The organism is Enterocloster sp. 210928-DFI.2.20, assembly GCF_020554465.1.
GTDB lineage: Bacteria > Bacillota > Clostridia > Lachnospirales > Lachnospiraceae > Enterocloster > Enterocloster bolteae.
In genome coordinates, this window is the sequence record NZ_JAJCHK010000037.1 from 1 (window position 1) to 17,444 (window position 17,444).

The 17,444-nt window shown below is 45.9% G+C and carries 12 protein-coding genes; 2 read left to right on the top strand and 10 right to left on the bottom strand.

Annotation, left to right across the window (positions count from 1 at the left end; all coding sequences use genetic code 11):
• Nucleotides 1-4,864, bottom strand: a 4,864-nt coding sequence (locus LI015_RS23625) for an InlB B-repeat-containing protein (protein ID WP_227126484.1), incomplete at its 3' end; no start/stop codon positions are given.
• A gap of 427 nt (nt 4,865-5,291) precedes the next feature.
• Here LI015_RS23625 and LI015_RS23630 point away from each other — a divergent pair.
• Nucleotides 5,292-6,437: an AAA family ATPase gene (locus LI015_RS23630; RefSeq protein ID WP_319638741.1), complete on the top strand. Its 1,146-nt coding sequence runs from the start codon at nt 5,292-5,294 to the stop codon at nt 6,435-6,437.
• A 175-nt stretch (nt 6,438-6,612) separates the two neighbouring features.
• Here the strand turns inward: LI015_RS23630 and LI015_RS23635 are convergent, their stop codons facing one another.
• The 4 genes from LI015_RS23635 to LI015_RS23650 all read right to left on the bottom strand — a co-directional run bounded on the left by LI015_RS23635 (nt 6,613) and on the right by LI015_RS23650 (nt 11,227).
• Nucleotides 6,613-7,827, bottom strand: a complete 1,215-nt coding sequence (locus LI015_RS23635) for an AfsR/SARP family transcriptional regulator (RefSeq protein ID WP_002569838.1) — start codon at nt 7,825-7,827, stop codon at nt 6,613-6,615.
• Between the two features lie 71 nt (nt 7,828-7,898).
• Nucleotides 7,899-9,224 (bottom strand): MATE family efflux transporter, encoded by a 1,326-nt coding sequence (locus tag LI015_RS23640; RefSeq protein ID WP_227126486.1) that lies wholly within the window; start codon nt 9,222-9,224, stop codon nt 7,899-7,901.
• 131 nt (nt 9,225-9,355) lie between these two features.
• Entirely contained in the window at nt 9,356-9,859 is a 504-nt protein-coding gene (greA, locus tag LI015_RS23645; protein ID WP_002571977.1) for a transcription elongation factor GreA, read from the bottom strand.
• A gap of 90 nt (nt 9,860-9,949) precedes the next feature.
• Nucleotides 9,950-11,227: a hypothetical protein gene (locus LI015_RS23650; RefSeq protein ID WP_227126487.1), complete on the bottom strand. Its 1,278-nt coding sequence runs from the start codon at nt 11,225-11,227 to the stop codon at nt 9,950-9,952.
• A 275-nt stretch (nt 11,228-11,502) separates the two neighbouring features.
• Between LI015_RS23650 and LI015_RS23655 the strand changes: the two genes are divergently transcribed.
• On the top strand, nt 11,503-12,012 hold the full coding sequence (locus LI015_RS23655) for a superoxide dismutase family protein (RefSeq protein WP_002569842.1): 510 nt from the start codon (nt 11,503-11,505) through the stop codon (nt 12,010-12,012).
• A 109-nt stretch (nt 12,013-12,121) separates the two neighbouring features.
• Here LI015_RS23655 and LI015_RS23660 read toward each other — a convergent pair whose 3' ends face one another.
• The 5 genes from LI015_RS23660 to LI015_RS23680 all read right to left on the bottom strand — a co-directional run bounded on the left by LI015_RS23660 (nt 12,122) and on the right by LI015_RS23680 (nt 17,352).
• Nucleotides 12,122-13,105: a tRNA dihydrouridine synthase gene (locus tag LI015_RS23660; RefSeq protein ID WP_002571974.1), complete on the bottom strand. Its 984-nt coding sequence runs from the start codon at nt 13,103-13,105 to the stop codon at nt 12,122-12,124.
• Nucleotides 13,106-13,175: 70 nt separating this feature from the next.
• Nucleotides 13,176-13,685, bottom strand: coding sequence for a hypothetical protein (locus tag LI015_RS23665; RefSeq protein ID WP_002569844.1), 510 nt, complete (start codon nt 13,683-13,685; stop codon nt 13,176-13,178).
• Between the two features lie 415 nt (nt 13,686-14,100).
• Nucleotides 14,101-15,111 carry a GGGtGRT protein gene (locus LI015_RS23670; RefSeq protein WP_002569845.1) on the bottom strand — a complete coding sequence of 337 codons (1,011 nt, stop codon included), beginning with the start codon at nt 15,109-15,111 and terminating at the stop codon, nt 14,101-14,103.
• 27 nt (nt 15,112-15,138) lie between these two features.
• The gene (locus LI015_RS23675; RefSeq protein ID WP_002569846.1) at nt 15,139-15,831 is read right to left on the bottom strand and encodes an iron-sulfur cluster assembly scaffold protein; all 693 of its coding nucleotides are present in this window, start codon (nt 15,829-15,831) and stop codon (nt 15,139-15,141) included.
• Nucleotides 15,832-15,999: 168 nt separating this feature from the next.
• Nucleotides 16,000-17,352 carry an MATE family efflux transporter gene (locus LI015_RS23680; RefSeq protein ID WP_007036872.1) on the bottom strand — a complete coding sequence of 451 codons (1,353 nt, stop codon included), beginning with the start codon at nt 17,350-17,352 and terminating at the stop codon, nt 16,000-16,002.
• Nucleotides 17,353-17,444: the final 92 nt, after the last annotated feature.

Consider the following 17,444-nt stretch of genomic DNA (forward strand, 5'->3'; position numbering starts at 1 on the left):
CGTCCTTCGTCCAGTTCTTGAAGGCGTATCCGGTCTCTGCTGTCGCTATGGAGCCTTTCGGTGTTCCGCTTACCGGGCTCACCATATCCGGGCTGTTCGTTGTGCTTCCGTGCTCTGCGTTATCCGGCACGTATCTTATCTCCACTGCCGCGTTCTCTACAAACCGTCCTTTTAATGTAACATCATGAGTAGGCATCATAAATTTACCAGTAGATAATGTTACATCTTCAGTCTCCCAACCAATAAAGGTATATCCTGGAACGCTAGGCGTAGGTTCAAGTGTTACTGTTTCCTTATACTTATAACTTCCACCAGTAGGAACAATAACTCCTTCAGGCAGTGGCTCATCAATTACATATTTTACATCGTAGCTACTTCTCACATAGAACAACTTCATAGTCAGTATATTTTGAATATCCGTTGTTCCACTTGCGATTGTTCCCGCAATACTCGTATCTAGTGTAAAACCTTCCGGCACAGGTTCCAAAGCTTGAGCCGAAACTGGTATACCCGATTCAACACTTGTGGTCGTTGTGATATCATGTAAGCCAAATCGATCGTTTCCATCAATATAGCTCACTCTTTCAAACCAATGTTGTGTATGGTATATAGCTTTCTTCTCCCGGTAAAAGAATACTGCATCAGGCTTATCTTTTGTTACACTAACAACAGGATCAGATACTAAGGTGTATCCTTCAAAAGATTTAAAGTTAACCGCTAATTCATGGTCACTTGTTTCATCTTGTAAAGAACTGCTTCCCGGCACTGCATCTTGTGTTCCCTCCAACAAATAGTTTACAGTATAAGTCCATTTTTCGACTGGGGTATATTCAAAGACAATTTCTTGATTGCGCCCAGTAATTTTTACACTCAGTACCGTTGCTTTTGGGTAATAATTTCCAACCGTCTTTGCCACTTCACTAACGGTTGTGCCTAATTCAGCAGTTCCAATTTTAGAATCTGCAATTTCTATCTCTTGATTATCTACAATAGCAACATACTTTACTAAATAATCAACTAAATCAGAACTCTTCCATCTTGCGTATAATACAGTATCCTTTACAATCTTAGATTCATAAATATATTTTTGGGTCAACGCCTCATCTGTGTACCATCCCAGGAATTCATCATCAGCTTTTTCTGGTATTGGAAGGTCAGATAAGACATCTCCCTTTGTTACTGTAATATTGTCAATAGAGTCGCCACCATTTGTTTCAAAACTCACATCATATTTAGGAATCTCCCACTTGGCATAGATTGTAACGCCTTCCGCAGGCATTTTTGAATTCCAGTCTACCTTTGTAGTAAATCCCGGGTCAAGATACCAGCCTGCAAATGTATAGTCGTTATCTATATTGGCTGGCCGACCGGGCTCTCTATTAGGTTTACCAGTTGATAAAGGAGCTTCAAACTTAATTTTTTTTGGGTTCATTGTTGCGCAATTTTCGAAAAATAACTCATAAGAATTACGCGTATAATATAACCACAAGTTATATTCCCGGTAGTCGGAATACTGGTGCCAAGAATCAAAAGTAAATCCGGTTATTGGCATCTGATCTTCCTCGGTCAGATGAACATTACTTGATGCATCAAAGGTAGCATATGTTAACTGTTGACCTTGCGTTAACCCCTCAACATAATAATAGATATTTTTACCACTACCAGCGTCTTTCCTATACATATCCAAATTTTTCGCTGGCATATTTGCTATTAATGTGTATTGAACACTACTATTTTTATCTGGTCCCCAGCCGTCCTTCGCACAAGCCTTTTCCCATTCCTTTGATACATCCACACCATAACGTGCTGTTATTCTTAAAGATGTATCTTCATTCCATTTTTTCTTCTCATACCTATAAAACTTAATTGTATATTGCCCTCTATCATAATATACATTCTTTACTGCCAGTCCATCCGCAGTAATCTTTACACTACCTGCAGATTTTTGGTCGTTAAGAGCAAACCCCTCATACGTTTTGTTCTGAGTCGGAATATTATTCCCTACTGTACCGTTTTTACCATAAGTAACATCTGCTACAGCATATTCACCAACAGTAAGTGTCTCTTTCCAATATACAACTTTATAGTCTGCCCTGGTAGCACCCTTCCACTTTGCTATAACCACAGTGTCCTGCGCCGGCATTGTTGCAGGTATATTTTCCCAACCAAGGAATTCATACCCCAACCTGGTAGGTTCTGCTACTGGCTTATCAACGGTTGCGCCATATACAACTTCCGTCGGAGCAATATAACTTCCGCCCTCTCCCGTATCCCAAGTCAACGTGTATAGATTACGCTCATAAAGAACTTCCACAACAGTCATGCCATCTGTGCCAATTGCAACCTGGGCAATAGGCTTTGGCGTAAAGCCTTCATACTCTTTCGCAACAGCCTGGGTATTTAACCCAACCTCTCCTGCCAGAGTTTCAGTATCTACCGGTACAGTTGGCTGGCTTCCATCCGGGTTCAACAGATAGTGTTTAACCTGATAGTTGGCCTCTCCACCTTTATAAGTAACGGTAACTGTTTGATCTTCGCTATATACATCCTTAAAGCTAACCTCAGTTTGATCCGCTATAAAACCTGCTATCTCGGGCGATGTAATATCATAATTACATTTAACACCCGCCTGGACTTCTGCCACCCATGGCTGGGCTGCCGCGGTTCCATCGGAATATATATAGTTTACTGTAAGTCGAATTAAATCAGCCGTCTTAGAATACTGGGCATATATATTGGAATCCGCTAAAATGTTCTGAGGACTGGGATTCCAGCCGACAAAAACATACCCTTCAACTTCCGGTGCAGCAGGCAATATTGCGTCATACCCTTCTTCCACATATTGTGGTCCTGAAATCAGTACATCGTTCTGACCATCTTCCGCATACCAGAAATTAACTTCATAATAATATCTTTCCTCAGTCTCAATCTCCGCGTATATAGAAAAATGATTTGTAACAAATACAGCCTCATCGTCACCAGCATCTATGTTTGTTACTGTTTCCGCCGTATATGGATTAGGCTCAGCCGTATCCAGACTTAGAGTGCTTATTCCACTGTTTTCGTCGTCCATATGATATACAACTGACTCGCTGCTGTCTATCTCAGTTCCCTCAAACGTAACCTTAACGCTGCCATTAGGCTGTATCTCATTTCCATCAGTATCGAAAAGTTTAACGTCCGCCGCGAATATATCTACCGCTGCCAAATTCTGTCTGTTCAGCTTTTCATTAGCAGCTTGCTTCATCAACTCAAGCTCGCTGTCATCACTAATCGCTGTCGCCTCGATATAACTTCCCTGTGGTACCACACCAGGATTTGCTGTCAATGTTACATTAACATTCTCAGCACCATCTACGGTAGCTGAAAGCTCAATCTGTCCCTTCAAGACCTTAAGTTCTTTTAATCTGGTAACATAAGCTTTCGCCGTACTGCAATACCCCATACCAACTATATCATTTGTTTCAGCCTTACTAACATTTTCTTCCGGTTTCACTTCCTCAGGCTTAGTCACCTCAGATGGAGTACCCGTCTGAACCGGCTCTGTTACCGCAGGTGTCTCAACTGCCATCGTGGTCTCATCAACCTCTTCCGGAGCTGTTGTGGTTTCTTCAGCAGGTGTACTTTCACCGGGATTTACATCTTCGCCGCCTGCCTCTGTTGTTGCATCCGGAACTGCAGCAGACGTTTCTTCGGTAGCATCGGTTGATTCCGCAGAATCTGTAACCTCTGTGGGTTCTGTAACCTCTGTAGCCTTCTCAGTTGTTTCAGGCTCTTTTTCTTCTGTTTCTACTTCAGCTTCAGTTGTTTCCTTGGGTTCCTCAACATGTTCTTCTGCTGCATCTGCCTTTGGCTGTTCCGGTACTGCGTCTTCCTCGTTATCAGCTACGATGGGTGCATAATGACGAGTAATGGAAGCAACTGGTTCTCCGGTTGTGTTCTCAGGCTCAGCCACCTCAGCTTCAGGGTTTTCCGGTTCCTGAGCTTTTTCCTCAGTGGTTTCCGGTGCTTCTGTCGTTTCAGGCTCAGTCTGCTCAGCTTCTGTTGCAGATTCTGTTTCGCTTTCTGAAGGAGCCTCTGAACTGCTCTCCTCTGCTGCGGTCGGAGTCTCTTCCGGCACTACAGTGGTTCCTTCATCCGGTGCTGCTGTAGTTCCTTCCTCTGGCGCTACAGTGGTTCCTTCATCCGGTGCTGCTGTAGTTCCTTCTTCTGGTGCAGCCGTTTCAGATTCTGTGGGAGCTGTAGACTCCTCCATTGCCGGTCCATTGTCTTCCGCTGGAGCGGTGGTTTCCGTTGGCTTGGAGATATAATTGATTTCTTCTTCACCAAAAGCATCCTCAAAGCTTTTAACTCTGATAGCTTTTGTTGACTTCAGCTTTCCACCCTCATCATCGTAAATCGTGGTAGAAAAGCTAACCGTATCTTCCCCGTTATTCACATATAAGAAGATAATCTCCTCATCGCCGGTCACCATATACATGTCATCGGCATCTTCCGGCAAACGTACGAATACTCTCAGTTCAGCATCCATACTGCCGCCGTCCGGGTCAGGGAATACTTCTAATACTTTCCCCTCTCCGTAGAACAAACTCTCAAATTTAGCAATGTCTCCATTGGTAAAGTCGAGATCGCCCGGTGATATTACATTGCCGTTTTCGATTGCTTCTTCGATCGCTGTCACCAATTGGGAACCAGTCATTTCGAATGTGACAGACTCTGACGACGATGTAGCCGCATAAGCTGCGTTCAGGTCCGCACCTACATTGGTGCATACCATGGCTGCCGCTAACGCGAAGGCCACCAGACGTTTCCGCATGTTATAAACTGATTTCTTTAACATGCCAGACCTTTTTCGTCCTTCCATACTTACACTCCTCTCATACTTTTTCTTTCTACATGATTCCAGATAAATCCAACTGTCTGAAACTAGTATAGCAAATCGCAGTTACAATCTGGTTACAATTTAAGAAAGTTTAAAATTTTTCTTAAATTAATTATGTAATTATAGATTCCCTCGCTATAATCATAGCAAAGAGGGCGTTATACAAAGCGTTATTTACCCCTGTTTTTTCGTTACTTTTTATTTATATCATTGAAATTCTATCTGTTTTTTATAACTTTTCCATCCACTTATATCCATACTTTTCCAATTGCAAAACGTTGAGGGCAATCTCAATTAATGAGAAAAAACCTCATTTCTAATTGTAATATCACCAATGTTATGGTAAAATGGTTTTAGATACAAATGACACATATTTTTGAGTTTTTTTCTCACAAATTGAGGTGCTATCATGCTAATCCAGTTCAGTTTTAAAAATTTCAAAGTATTCAAGGAGGAAGTTTTGTTGGATTTCCTACCTGCCTCCATTAATGAACATAAAAACACGCTTCTGAAGGACCCGGCTGACGGAGAATGCATCCTTCCCCTTATCGGAATCTATGGTCCCAACAACGGAGGCAAGTCCACGGTCCTCAACGCTTTATCCTGTCTCTCATCCCTGGTCACAGCATCTGTAACCGTACCAACCAGAATTAAAGATGTCCATTGTCTGTTTTCATCAGACTGCAAAGACATCCCCACCCAGTTTGACGTGTTATTCCGCAGCCAGGGATTTCTGTTCCGCTATCAGCTCCAGTTCTTAAAGGGAAACATTGCTGAGGAGAATCTGTTCTATGGAAGTCTGGGCGGAAGTGATACGGGTATTCTTTTTAATAGGAAGGAATCCGTCATCCATCCCGGGCGTGAACTCATCTCCTTCCCCCTTAAGGCCGTACCGCCATCAGTAACTTTGCTGTCATGGCTCAATGCCTATACGGACTCCATGCACGCCAAAGCCGCCTATTCCTGGTTCAGCAGAATACAGGGCAGCAGTCCCAGAGAACTGCCTTCCGATGCCGATACACGCCGGAGGCTGTGCGGTATTCTGCAGGATTTGGGACTTGATATAGCAGATTACAGCATCATACCGGACTCTGACCACAAATCTCCTGCTGCATTCCTGGTTCACAGTCCTTATGAAGGCTGTACCTATGAACTTCCATGGGAAGAGGAATCCATGGGCACTAAAAAACTGCTCTCACTGCTGCCCTCAGTTCTGGCCAGCCTGGATGACGGCAGCCTGATGATGGCAGATGACCTGGACTGTATTCTGCACCCTCACGCGCTCCGTTATCTGATTGCTCTCTATGCCAGTTGTGAGAAAAATCCTCATAATGCGCAGTTGCTATTCACCGCCCACAATACTGCCATTCTTCAGCCAACACAGATGCGCCGGGATGAAATCTGGCTTTGCTGCCGCCAGGAGGGGCAGGATACGGAATTGTACCCTCTCTCCAGTTACAAAAAAGAAAACGGCCTCATCCCGCGTAATGATGAAGCCTATGGAAAGCAGTATCTGGAAGGACGTTACGGGGCCATGCCCAATATACATGCCTAGCGGATTGATTATATGGTTCAGATATACAGATACCATATGCCTTCCGTATCATAAACAAAGCCGCCGCAGATTCACTTCTGCGACGGCATATTTAATACCAGCTAATCTATTCTATTGCAAACTTCTCTTCAAACGTTCTATAATATGCTGCTCTTATAGACCTCTCCTCATTCCTCTATATCAGGCTCTCCGGCATTACCTGGTAATTAAGCTTCACCTTCCTGCCCCCATCCCAAAGATGCAGGTTCCTGTCAATCCGCTCATAAATCCGCAGGCAATACTCATTGGACGTGCCGTTTAGCATAACCAGATATTGGCTGGGATTATAACAGGTAAATAAATCCCCTTTCCTGAGGGACTTTCCGATGGCATCGTGGAGCTTCTCTGACGCGGTTTTTAAAAGCTCTCCGCCTGTATCCAGAGGCTTCCCCTTAGAATCCAGCAAAGTACAGCACAGCAGTACACTGGAAAAATCCACCCGCTCCGCCATACGGGCCAAAAGCCGGTAACAGTCGATAAAGGCCGGGTACGCACAGTAATAAGGCCCGTTAATCCTGTCCCTCTCATGAAGACTGTCTCTTATATCCTTTAGCGTATCGGATGTATAACGAATCTGTCCGCTCATGATACGGAACCGTTCCAGCATCTTCTCGGAAGGAGGCAGTCCCTGTTCCTCAAAATACTGTGAAACAGCTGTATCGTATACCTGCATGGCCTCCTTGAACCGCTTCATGGCAATGAGACAGTCAATTTTCATAATCTGGCATTCCTCATATGGATACAGCTCGCAGGCATAATTACATATCTCCAGAAGTCCGTTGTATTCCCGGTTTTTCTTCATGAGACTGCTGGCAACCCGCAGACAGCTGAAATAAAGCTCCTGATAGCGGACTCCCACCACTGATACCCATTTCTCACCTGCAAGCTGGGCCAGAAATTCCCCCTGATACAGACTACAGGCCCGTTTCAAGAGTGCCTCATCATGGTTGCGCAGGGCCACCTTTGCCGTATTCTCAAAATCCCTGGCATCAATGTACACCGGCAGTTCCCCGCCATCCCATCTGTAGATTCCTCCGTCTGTGCGGATATATTCCCGTGGCGGCAGCTCACTACCCTCCAAAAGTTTGCGGAGCCGGAATACCGTAGCCCGTAAACTCCCCGAAGGATTGGAGCATTCACCATTTCCGTAAAGCATATCCAGAAGCTCCTCCCTGTGTACGCCCTCCTCACCCGAATAAAGCAATATAAGAACCAGCTGCAGTACCTTTCCCGAAGGCCCTCCGGGAATCTGCAGGGGCTTTCTGTTATATTCCAGCATGATGCTTCCCATCATAAAAACGGTCAGGCCTTCCCTGTCTCTGGCCGGATAATATGTACCTTCCTCCTTCATTTGTATCCCCCTTGTGGCAAAGCGTTATTTAATATATAACACATTTTACTACAGATTCTTTTATTTTTCCATTATTTATCCTTCATAAACCAAAAATAGTAAGGAACCTCCACCAAAAGCATGACACTCCAGCCTATGGCACAGGCATATGCAACCCCCAAAAGTCCGATTCCGGGTGTCAGCAGGTATACAAATACCACTCGCAGGCTGGTCTGGACAAAGGTTCCCAACAGTGTCACGCTCATGTTTCCCATTCCCCTGAAAAATCCCTGAATCCCATTGGTAAATGCTGGAAACACATAAAATAACGCCATCAGTCCCAGATAACTACTGCCCAATGCCACAATTCCTTCATTTCCCGCCGTTACAAACAGCCCCATAAGCGGCCTTCTGAATAATGTGATGGTTATGCAGATAAACACCCAGTAACATGCTTCCAGCATAAGGCCTCTCCTGAATCCCTTCCTGATGCGTTCCTTCCTGCCCGCCCCTCTGTTCTGCGCCACAAATGTGGTAATTCCATGTGAAATGCTCTGCTCAGGGGTAAAGGCATAGTCATCAATACGATTGACCGCGTTGAAGGCCGCAATCATATCCACGCCCAGCGGATTGACAGCACCCTGAATCAACAGCTTTCCGATGGGCTGGCAGGATTGCTGCAAGGCTGTAATACTGCCGTAACGCAGTGTCTGCCTGAGAAGCTGCCTGTCCATGGTGAACTCTCCCCGTCTCAACTGCAGCATAGGAATTTTTCTGTATACATATATTATGCAGAGAACAGCTGAGGCCGCCTCCGCCACTACCGTGGTAACAGCAGAGCATACAATGCCAAATCCCAGCCCCCCAATAAAAATCAGATCCAAAACCGCGTTTAATATAGAAGAAAAAGCTAAAAACTTAAGTGGTGTTTTGGAATCACCCACACTTTTAAGGGCAGCCGATACCGCGTTATAAAAGTAAGTAAACGGCGCTCCAAGAAAAATAACAGACAGGTAAGAAGCCGCCTTGCCCAGTATCTCATCCGGCACTCCCAGTGCTCCCAGCAGAGATTCTGAGAAAAATCCTCCAAGTATGGCTATTATCACCGAAAAATAGCAGCCGAATATGACTGTTGTAGACATTTCCCGTTTTAGCTTTTCTTTCTGTCCTGCTCCATAGAACTCACTCATCAGCACAGACGCACCCATACAGATACCCGATATGCCGAGTATGACAATATTCATCACCGGACTGGCCGTACCTTCCGCTGCCAGCGCTTCCTTTCCTATGAATCTGCCGGCGATGATGGAGTCCACTGCATTGTAGGTGAGCTGGAACATATTTCCCAGAATCAGGGGAATGGAATAGTCCACCAGATGTTTCGTAATGCTGCCTTCTGTCATGTTAACTGCCGCCATATGGTACTCCTTCTGACACTCATTTTATATAAATACACTTACCGCCCAAAAGGCCCGGCAAGACCTTCTGAATCTTTTCAACCTTCTGCCGGGCCTGAATCTATAAAGAATGGATCGATAATGATATTCTGTTAATAACTGCGCAGCTTATCTTCATCATCCTCCGTGGTCTTATCAATGGAGCGAATCTCCACATCATATCCAAAATGATCGTCTACCTTCACATAAACCTTATCCCCCATCTTGCGGCCTCTTATGGCCTTGCCCAGGGGCGAATCAATACTGATTAATCCCTGAAGGGAATTACCTCTGACAGTAGTTACAAGTTTATAACGTTCCGTCTCATCATCATCAGGAATATAGACCTCCACTGTATCTCCCAGGCCCACTTCGCCTTCCCTGGAATTATCGGATATAATTCTGGCGGTTTTTATCATTTTCTCCAGATAGCGAATCCTGCTCTCATTCCTGTTCTTATCCTGCTTGGCTGCCTTATATTCAAAATTCTCACTTAAATCCCCATGGGCCCTGGCTTCCTTCACTGCCTCCAGGGCTTCCCTGCGGACCACTAATTTGCGGTATTCTATTTCTTCCTGCATTTTCTTTATGTCATTGGCTGTCAGATTATCATACATCCTATTATTCTAAGTCCTTTCTTTTCCGGTACCGCCGGAATCATTTTTAAAAATTCTCTCTCCGTCATGCTGTTAAGCCTTGCCTTGGGGCTACGGATATTTCCGGAGCTGTCCGCCGGCGCTTAAGTCATACACATTTCCGGGAGCCAGGTTTCCATAATCCACATGGGCAATATATGGATTGGCCTTATTATAATAAGCGGCAAAAATGCGCTCCACATCCTGGTTTGCCGTGGTCTTAAAACACTGGTCCACCATCGTCTGGGGCATCAGCCCTGTCACGGACAAGTCCACCTTATACCAGCTGCCTCCTGCTTCCACGTAAACAAACATGTGGTCCTTATCATTATCGTCCGGCGCACAGAAGCAGTTAAGGCCCATGGACCTGGCAAGCATCTGGTATGCCACGGAAATGCCTTCGCAGACAGCCTTATGATTCACCAGGCAGCCGTAGGCTGTGAAGGACAGATCTCCGGAAGTGTCCTCCCCGTTCACAAACCGGTTATACAATCCTGTATCATAGGTGCAGCCCGAGGCAATGTAAAGAGCCGCATGCTTTGCCCGTTCCAGTTCACTGACATCTCTCCACCGGTAGCTGTTCAGATAATCCCGGATCACCAGGGCCAGGGCATTGCGCCGCTGTTTATAGATATCGCTTCCCACATTTTCCTGATACAGGGCCACCTGGCCCAGCACCAGAAGGCTGTCGCCGTCCACAGCCATTTCCCCTGTTCCTATCTGGTCGCTTTCCCCGTACAATGCCTTGCACAAATCATCGGAAAGCCCAAAATAATTGTACAGCCCATAATTATAATCCTGGCGCAGGCGCCTTTCCATCACAGGTTCACCCTTTGCATTCCATCCCATGATAACGTCCACATATTGAAGCCCGGCCTGGTCCAGGTAGTCCTTCAGAGGGTAATTGGCATCATAGGATGCTTCCCATCCTCCAACTGTCCACGCTCCGTCCGGTCCCACCTGGTACCCGTCCGGCGTGACTGTGTCCGTCAGCATCCTGCCGTTTGCGTCAAAATAATACCATTTTCCATCCGTACTCTGCATCCATCCCCTGGCATAGGAACCGTCGTCTTTCTGGTATCTCCATGATCCGTCCGCCTGGGACCAGGCTCCCGCATACACAGGAGTGGTTAATAAAAAGGCTGCGGCGGATGCCGCTGCCAGCAGCCGTATCATTGACCGGCCTATATTTGAGTGCTTTATGCCCGGTTGTTTCATACCGGGTTCCATCATACCAGATTTCTTCATACCGGGTTTCTTCATACCAGGTTTCTCCATACCCGGTTTCTCCATACCCGGTTTCTCCGCTCCCTTCATGTCTGCCTGCCTCCTGCCGAATCGTCTTACCATAATCTGTCTCCTGCTTTTATAAATTATTTATTTTCCCTTTAGTTTCTTTATTGATTCTTTAGCGTGTGCTCAAACTTTGGCCACATTTTCCCTGTATAGTAATACTTGTAAGGCGATAGACCTTTTACTATACAGGAAAACACTTTTTCATACCTATGACCGGCAGCTCCCCTTCTGCCGGTCCCCTCCAAATGAAAGATAAGTTTACCGATTCAGGTAAACTTATTTTTTTATGCGCATATGCTATAAAGAAATCATTTTTACAGGAGACCATTATGGCCAACCAATCCGTCACTCCTGCTGACATCTTTGCTGATTTGCTGCGCTTTCGGGCCCCTGCCGCCATTGCCTGGGTCAGAGGCGGGGATGCCGCGCCTAACTTAAGCGGCCTGGTAAAATTCTACCAGACTCCTTACAGTGGTGTGCTGGTGGAAGCCGAAATCTTCAATCTGCCCAACAAACAGGAACCCGGCTCCACAGACTTTTATGCCATGCACATCCACCAGAACGGTGATTGCTCTGATGACTTCACCAAAACAGGGGACCACTACAATCCGTCCGGCGAACCTCATCCGGACCACGCAGGCGACCTGCTTCCCCTTCTTGGAAACGAAGGTTATGCCTGGCTTTCCTTCTATGACAAGCGCTTCTCCACAGATGACATTATCGGCAGGTCCATCGTCATTCACAGTCATGCCGACGACTTTACATCCCAGCCCTCCGGAAACTCCGGGACCAAAATCGGATGTGGTGTCATTGAAAAAGCGGATTATCTAAAAGTATAGCACAATGGCAGGAAAATATCATCCCCGCAGTTTTCACAAAAACATCCGGGATAAACATTCAGGAAATACGGCAGAACAAATTAAAAGCAGAAAGTACCGGATACCGCCATTAATACGTGCGGAATCCGGCACCCTCCAGGATATCCAGGTCCCGGAATACAGCAGCTGCCGCTGTCTCGTACTCTTCCAGTCTCTGGGATTTCTTTATTCTCTTAATATATTTTCCATTGTCAGAAAAGATTTGAATCATACAAGCCCACAATTCCTTCATTTTAAACAGGACGTTTCTGTCTCCGGACATGATTTGGCGGTAGCCCTCGTATATCATCTGGTGGAATCGCTTTAAGGTTTCTTTGTCAGTTCCCGGACCACCGGAATTCCTCCCTGCCGCAATCCTGTCCAGCAGTCCGGGATTGGATATGATCCCGCGGCCCAGCATTACTCTATCCAATTCCGGATAATCTCCGCATAATGTCTCATAGTCAGATATAGTAAATATATCCCCATTATAGCACACCGGTGACCGGCTGCCGTCAAACCCGCCGCGAAATGCCGGCATATTTGGGGTATTCTTATAATAATCCGTGCGGACTCTGGGATGAAGGATTAATTCCTTCAGCGGATACCGGTTATAAATTTCTAAAAGTCCCGTGAATTCATCCGGCGATATCAGCCCCAGCCTGGTTTTCACAGACACCTCCATGCCCATCTCATCCATCTTCCCGCACACCTCGTCCAGAAACCGGTCCAGGCTGTCCGGCCGCCCCAGGAAACCGGCCCCCTTGTGTTTGGATACCACGGTGCCTGATGGACAGCCCAGATTCAGGTTTATCTCAGAATATCCGTACTCCTGTAATTCCTTTGCTGTCCGTATAAAATCCCCTGCCTGATTTGTGAGTATCTGCGGGACAACGTACATACCCTGGTTGTGTTCCGGCAGGATGTCGTTTAACTCCCTGAAGCTTAGTTTGCTGTTGGCCTTTGGAGACAGGAATGGGGTGAAGTACTTGTCCATGGCATGATAGCAGGCATGGTATGCATTGCGGTATATATAGCCGGTAAGGCCTTCCATGGGCGCTAAATAATATTTCATAGACGGATTATCCCTCTCATTCATTTTTATTGCTGTTCTCTGTTTTGTAAATCATTTTCCGTAGAACCTGTTAAATCCATTTTAACTCCATACCTTCCCTGCAAAATATGATTTGGAGACCAAACAAATATTGATATCTTTCTGAGTGTAAAAATTGCATTATCTTTTCTCTATCATTCTGAATAGCCTCTTCACTTGACCACCAACCTTTACATTCAATAATCAAAATATTATTTTCGTTATTTCCCCGTTTATGTAAAATCAAATCCGGATAACAGCCATTAGGCCAGCCCGGCAGCCGCTTAATCATATCAATATCCCGATTATATTCCGCATCTAAATCATATTTTTTTAGAAAGCTGTTTGATTCTATATATTTATTTAAGTATGTACCAAATCTAAAACAAATACTGCGTTCATGGGCATGGACATCTAAGTATGTCTTATCACTAATCAGACTGCTATCCACTAAATATAACTCATTTCCAGCTTTTTTTAGGCACTTGATAATTTCTTCTTTCAACTTTTCCTTAAAATCTATTTTATATATTTCTCTGTGGTCCTCACCGTATTCACACATAATTTCCTCATTTCTAACGGCAGGTATCGTTAGCCGCTGTATCTGCAAACAGCTGGACAGAGATAAATAACCAACAACCAGCCTAAGTTACTCCTCTTCAAAAACAGAACCCCCAGGAAGCTGCAACTCCCTGAGGGTTCGTCTGTGCATCATTGGAACACATTCGCTTTTCTCTGCTGTGATTATATTACGCCATATAATTAAAAATGTCAATATGCTGTTGACTCTTTCCAGCAGGAAGGAGGTACTCACATGGACAACATAATAGCTTTCCTTATCTCAGTCTTGGCAGGTATCGTTGGCCACTTTATCTGCAAATAGCTAGACCGGAATAAATAGCAACAGCTAGCCTAGGTTATCCCAACCACCAAGTATTTCCTATATCTTCAAAAAGCCTTATTCCGTAAGCGTTATATTAGAATTTCCCAGCTTTAGAGGCTTCCTCAATACTAACCGCAATCGCCACCGTCATACCAACCATTGGGTTATTGCCGGCACCGATAAGACCCATCATCTCTACGTGTGCAGGCACGGAAGAGGAACCGGCGAACTGAGCATCTGAATGCATACGTCCCATTGTGTCAGTCATACCGTAGGAAGCAGGACCGGCTGCCATGTTGTCAGGATGCAGGGTACGGCCTGTACCGCCGCCGGATGCCACGGAGAAATACTTTTTGCCCTTCTCTACGCATTCCTTCTTATAGGTTCCTGCAACCGGGTGCTGGAATCTGGTTGGGTTGGTGGAGTTACCGGTAATGGAAACATCCACGCCTTCCTTCCACATGATAGCAACGCCTTCTGTTACGTCGTTAGCGCCGTAGCAGTTAACCTTTGCGCGAAGTCCCTCGGAGTAAGACTTTCTCCACAGCTCCTTAACCTCGCCTGTATAGTAATCCATCTCTGTCTCTACATAGGTAAATCCATTGATTCTGGAGATAATCTGTGCAGCGTCCTTTCCTAAACCGTTCAGGATAACACGCAGTGGTTTCTGACGAACCTTGTTTGCCTTCTCAGCGATACCGATAGCGCCCTCAGCAGCAGCAAAGGACTCATGGCCTGCCAGGAAGCAGAAGCAGTCGGTCTCTTCTTCCAGAAGCATCTTGCCCAGGTTGCCGTGTCCTAAACCAACCTTACGCTGGTCAGCAACAGAACCTGGAATACAGAATGACTGAAGGCCCTCGCCGATAGCTGCTGCCGCGTCTGCAGCCCTTCTGCAGTCCTTCTTAATAGCAATAGCAGCACCTACTATGTATGCCCAGCAAGCGTTCTCAAAGCAGATTGGCTGGATTTTCTTAACCTGATCATATACGTCCAGGCCTGCATCTTTCGTAATCTTCTCAGCTTCTTCAATGGAAGCAATGCCATAGCTGTTTAATACAGAATTGATTTTGTCAATTCTTCTCTCATATGATTCAAATAATGCCATCTTCTTATTCCTCCTATTCGGTCTTCATCATTCTTTACGTGGATCGATAATCTTAACAGCGTCAGCAACGCGGCCGTACTGGCCCTGTGCCTTCTCCCATGCTGTGTTAGGATCGTCGCCCTTCTTGATGAAATCAGTCATCTTGCCAAGGCTTACGAACTGATAACCAATGATCTGATCGTCTGCATCCAGTGCAATACCGGTTACATAACCCTCAGCCATCTCCAAATAGCGGGGACCTTTCTTCAGGGTTCCATACATGGTTCCAACCTGGGAACGGAGGCCCTTTCCTAAATCTTCCAGACCAGCTCCTACAGGAAGTCCATCCTCAGAGAATGCACTCTGTGTTCTTCCGTATACAATCTGAAGGAACAGTTCTCTCATAGCTGTATTGATAGCGTCACATACCAAGTCTGTATTTAAAGCTTCTAACACAGTACGTCCCGGCAGAATCTCTGCTGCCATAGCGGCGGAGTGTGTCATACCTGAACATCCGATGGTCTCAACCAGGGCTTCCTGGATGATTCCTTCCTTTACATTCAGTGTCAGCTTGCAGGCACCCTGCTGAGGAGCACACCAGCCTACGCCGTGGGTCAGGCCGGAAATGTCTTTGACTTCTTTTGATTTTACCCATTTTGCTTCTTCCGGAATTGGAGCAGCGCCATGATGAACGCCCTGTGCAACTGTGCACATCTCTTCTACTTCATGTGAATAAATCATGTGTTAAAACTCCTTTCAAAAATGAATTTGATCAAGTACAGTGCCCATTCGTTAAATTTATCACATCATACTTGGTTCTATTCTCTCACAAAATCCGACATTTTACAAGCATATTTTTTTGATTTTTGCCCCCTAAACTTTGGTCCTGAACTTTACCCCAACCGGCGCCTATGCCTTCATCCTCTTCATGATATGAAGATAATACACAAAGAAAATGATTCCTTTTACAATACTTGAAATAGTCAGTGCCCACCAAATGCCGTTCAGTCCCATGGCTGTTCCTCCCAGAATCACGGCAAGCGGAATGCGCGAAGCTGTGAGGATAATGGTTATGACAGATGCCTCCATCGTCTTTCCCATGCCGGACAGGGCGCCTACGGTCATCAGCTCCACGCACATGAACATTTCCGAAAAACCAATAATCCGAAGATAATCAGCTCCGGCCGGTATGACCTCTGCCTCATGAATAAACAGGCTGAATATGGGCGCCGCTCCAAATATGAGAAGGCAGGTGGTAAAAATGCCCCATATAAACATGATGGCAGATGCTGTCATGTAACCTTTCTTTACCCGCTTCAGGTTTCCCGCGCCATAGTTCTGCCCGACAAATGCATTGATAGCTGTCCCAAAACCATCTGCCGTCATCCAGGATATGGATTCAATCTGGCCGCCTACTCTCTGGACTGCAACCGCCGTATCCCCCCATGCAGTGACGAACCTGGTAAGGACCATAGAGATTCCGCAGTACAGCATACTCTGAATTGCTGCCGGAAATCCAATCCTTACCATGGTTTTAATATTAGATAAAGGAGTGGGAATCCAAACCCGCATCTGGGATGCCAGTACAGGGTCCCTTCTCATAGAAATAACCAGGACCAGAGCCACGATGAACTGGGCTGTCACCGTTGCAATGGCTGCACCGGCCACTCCCATGCCGGGAATTGGCCCCAGGCCGAAGATAAGCAGCGGGTCCAACACAATATTGGCTCCCATGCCGATACAGTTGGCCACAAAAGGAGTTCTGCTGTTGCCGGAAGCCGTATAAAGACCCGTCAGTGTCTGTCCAATAAATGCAAAGAGAATAAGGCCGCATGCGATTCTCAGATACACAATTGCATCTTCCACCACCAGGTTTGAATTAAGATGGAAAAAGTCTATCAGAGGCCCTGCAAAAAGATTTGTTATGATTCCATACACAGCAGCCAGCACCAAAGCCAATTGCAGGGCTCCCTTTCCGTACTGGACCGCCTCCCTGCGGTTTCCTTCTCCATAGGCATGGGCAGACTTCACCTGGCCTCCCATCCTGGCCAGGGTTGCAACGCCGGAGGACAGCCAGGTATACATGGCTGCCGCACCAACCGCTGCCACCGCATCGCTTCCCACCATACCAATCCAGGCCATATCCGTCAGATTATACGCAGTCTGGACCAGAGACGTGGCCATGATTGGAAGGGCCAGCTCAGTCAGAGATGTGAGTATATTTCCATTTAGTAAGTCGATATTCTTTTTCACTAATGCCACCTATTGTCATCGTATTTGCATAAAGCTTCTATTACTATACTATCTTTCTGCTTTATATGCAATATACATGGCGCAAGGGTCAGCGTTAACTT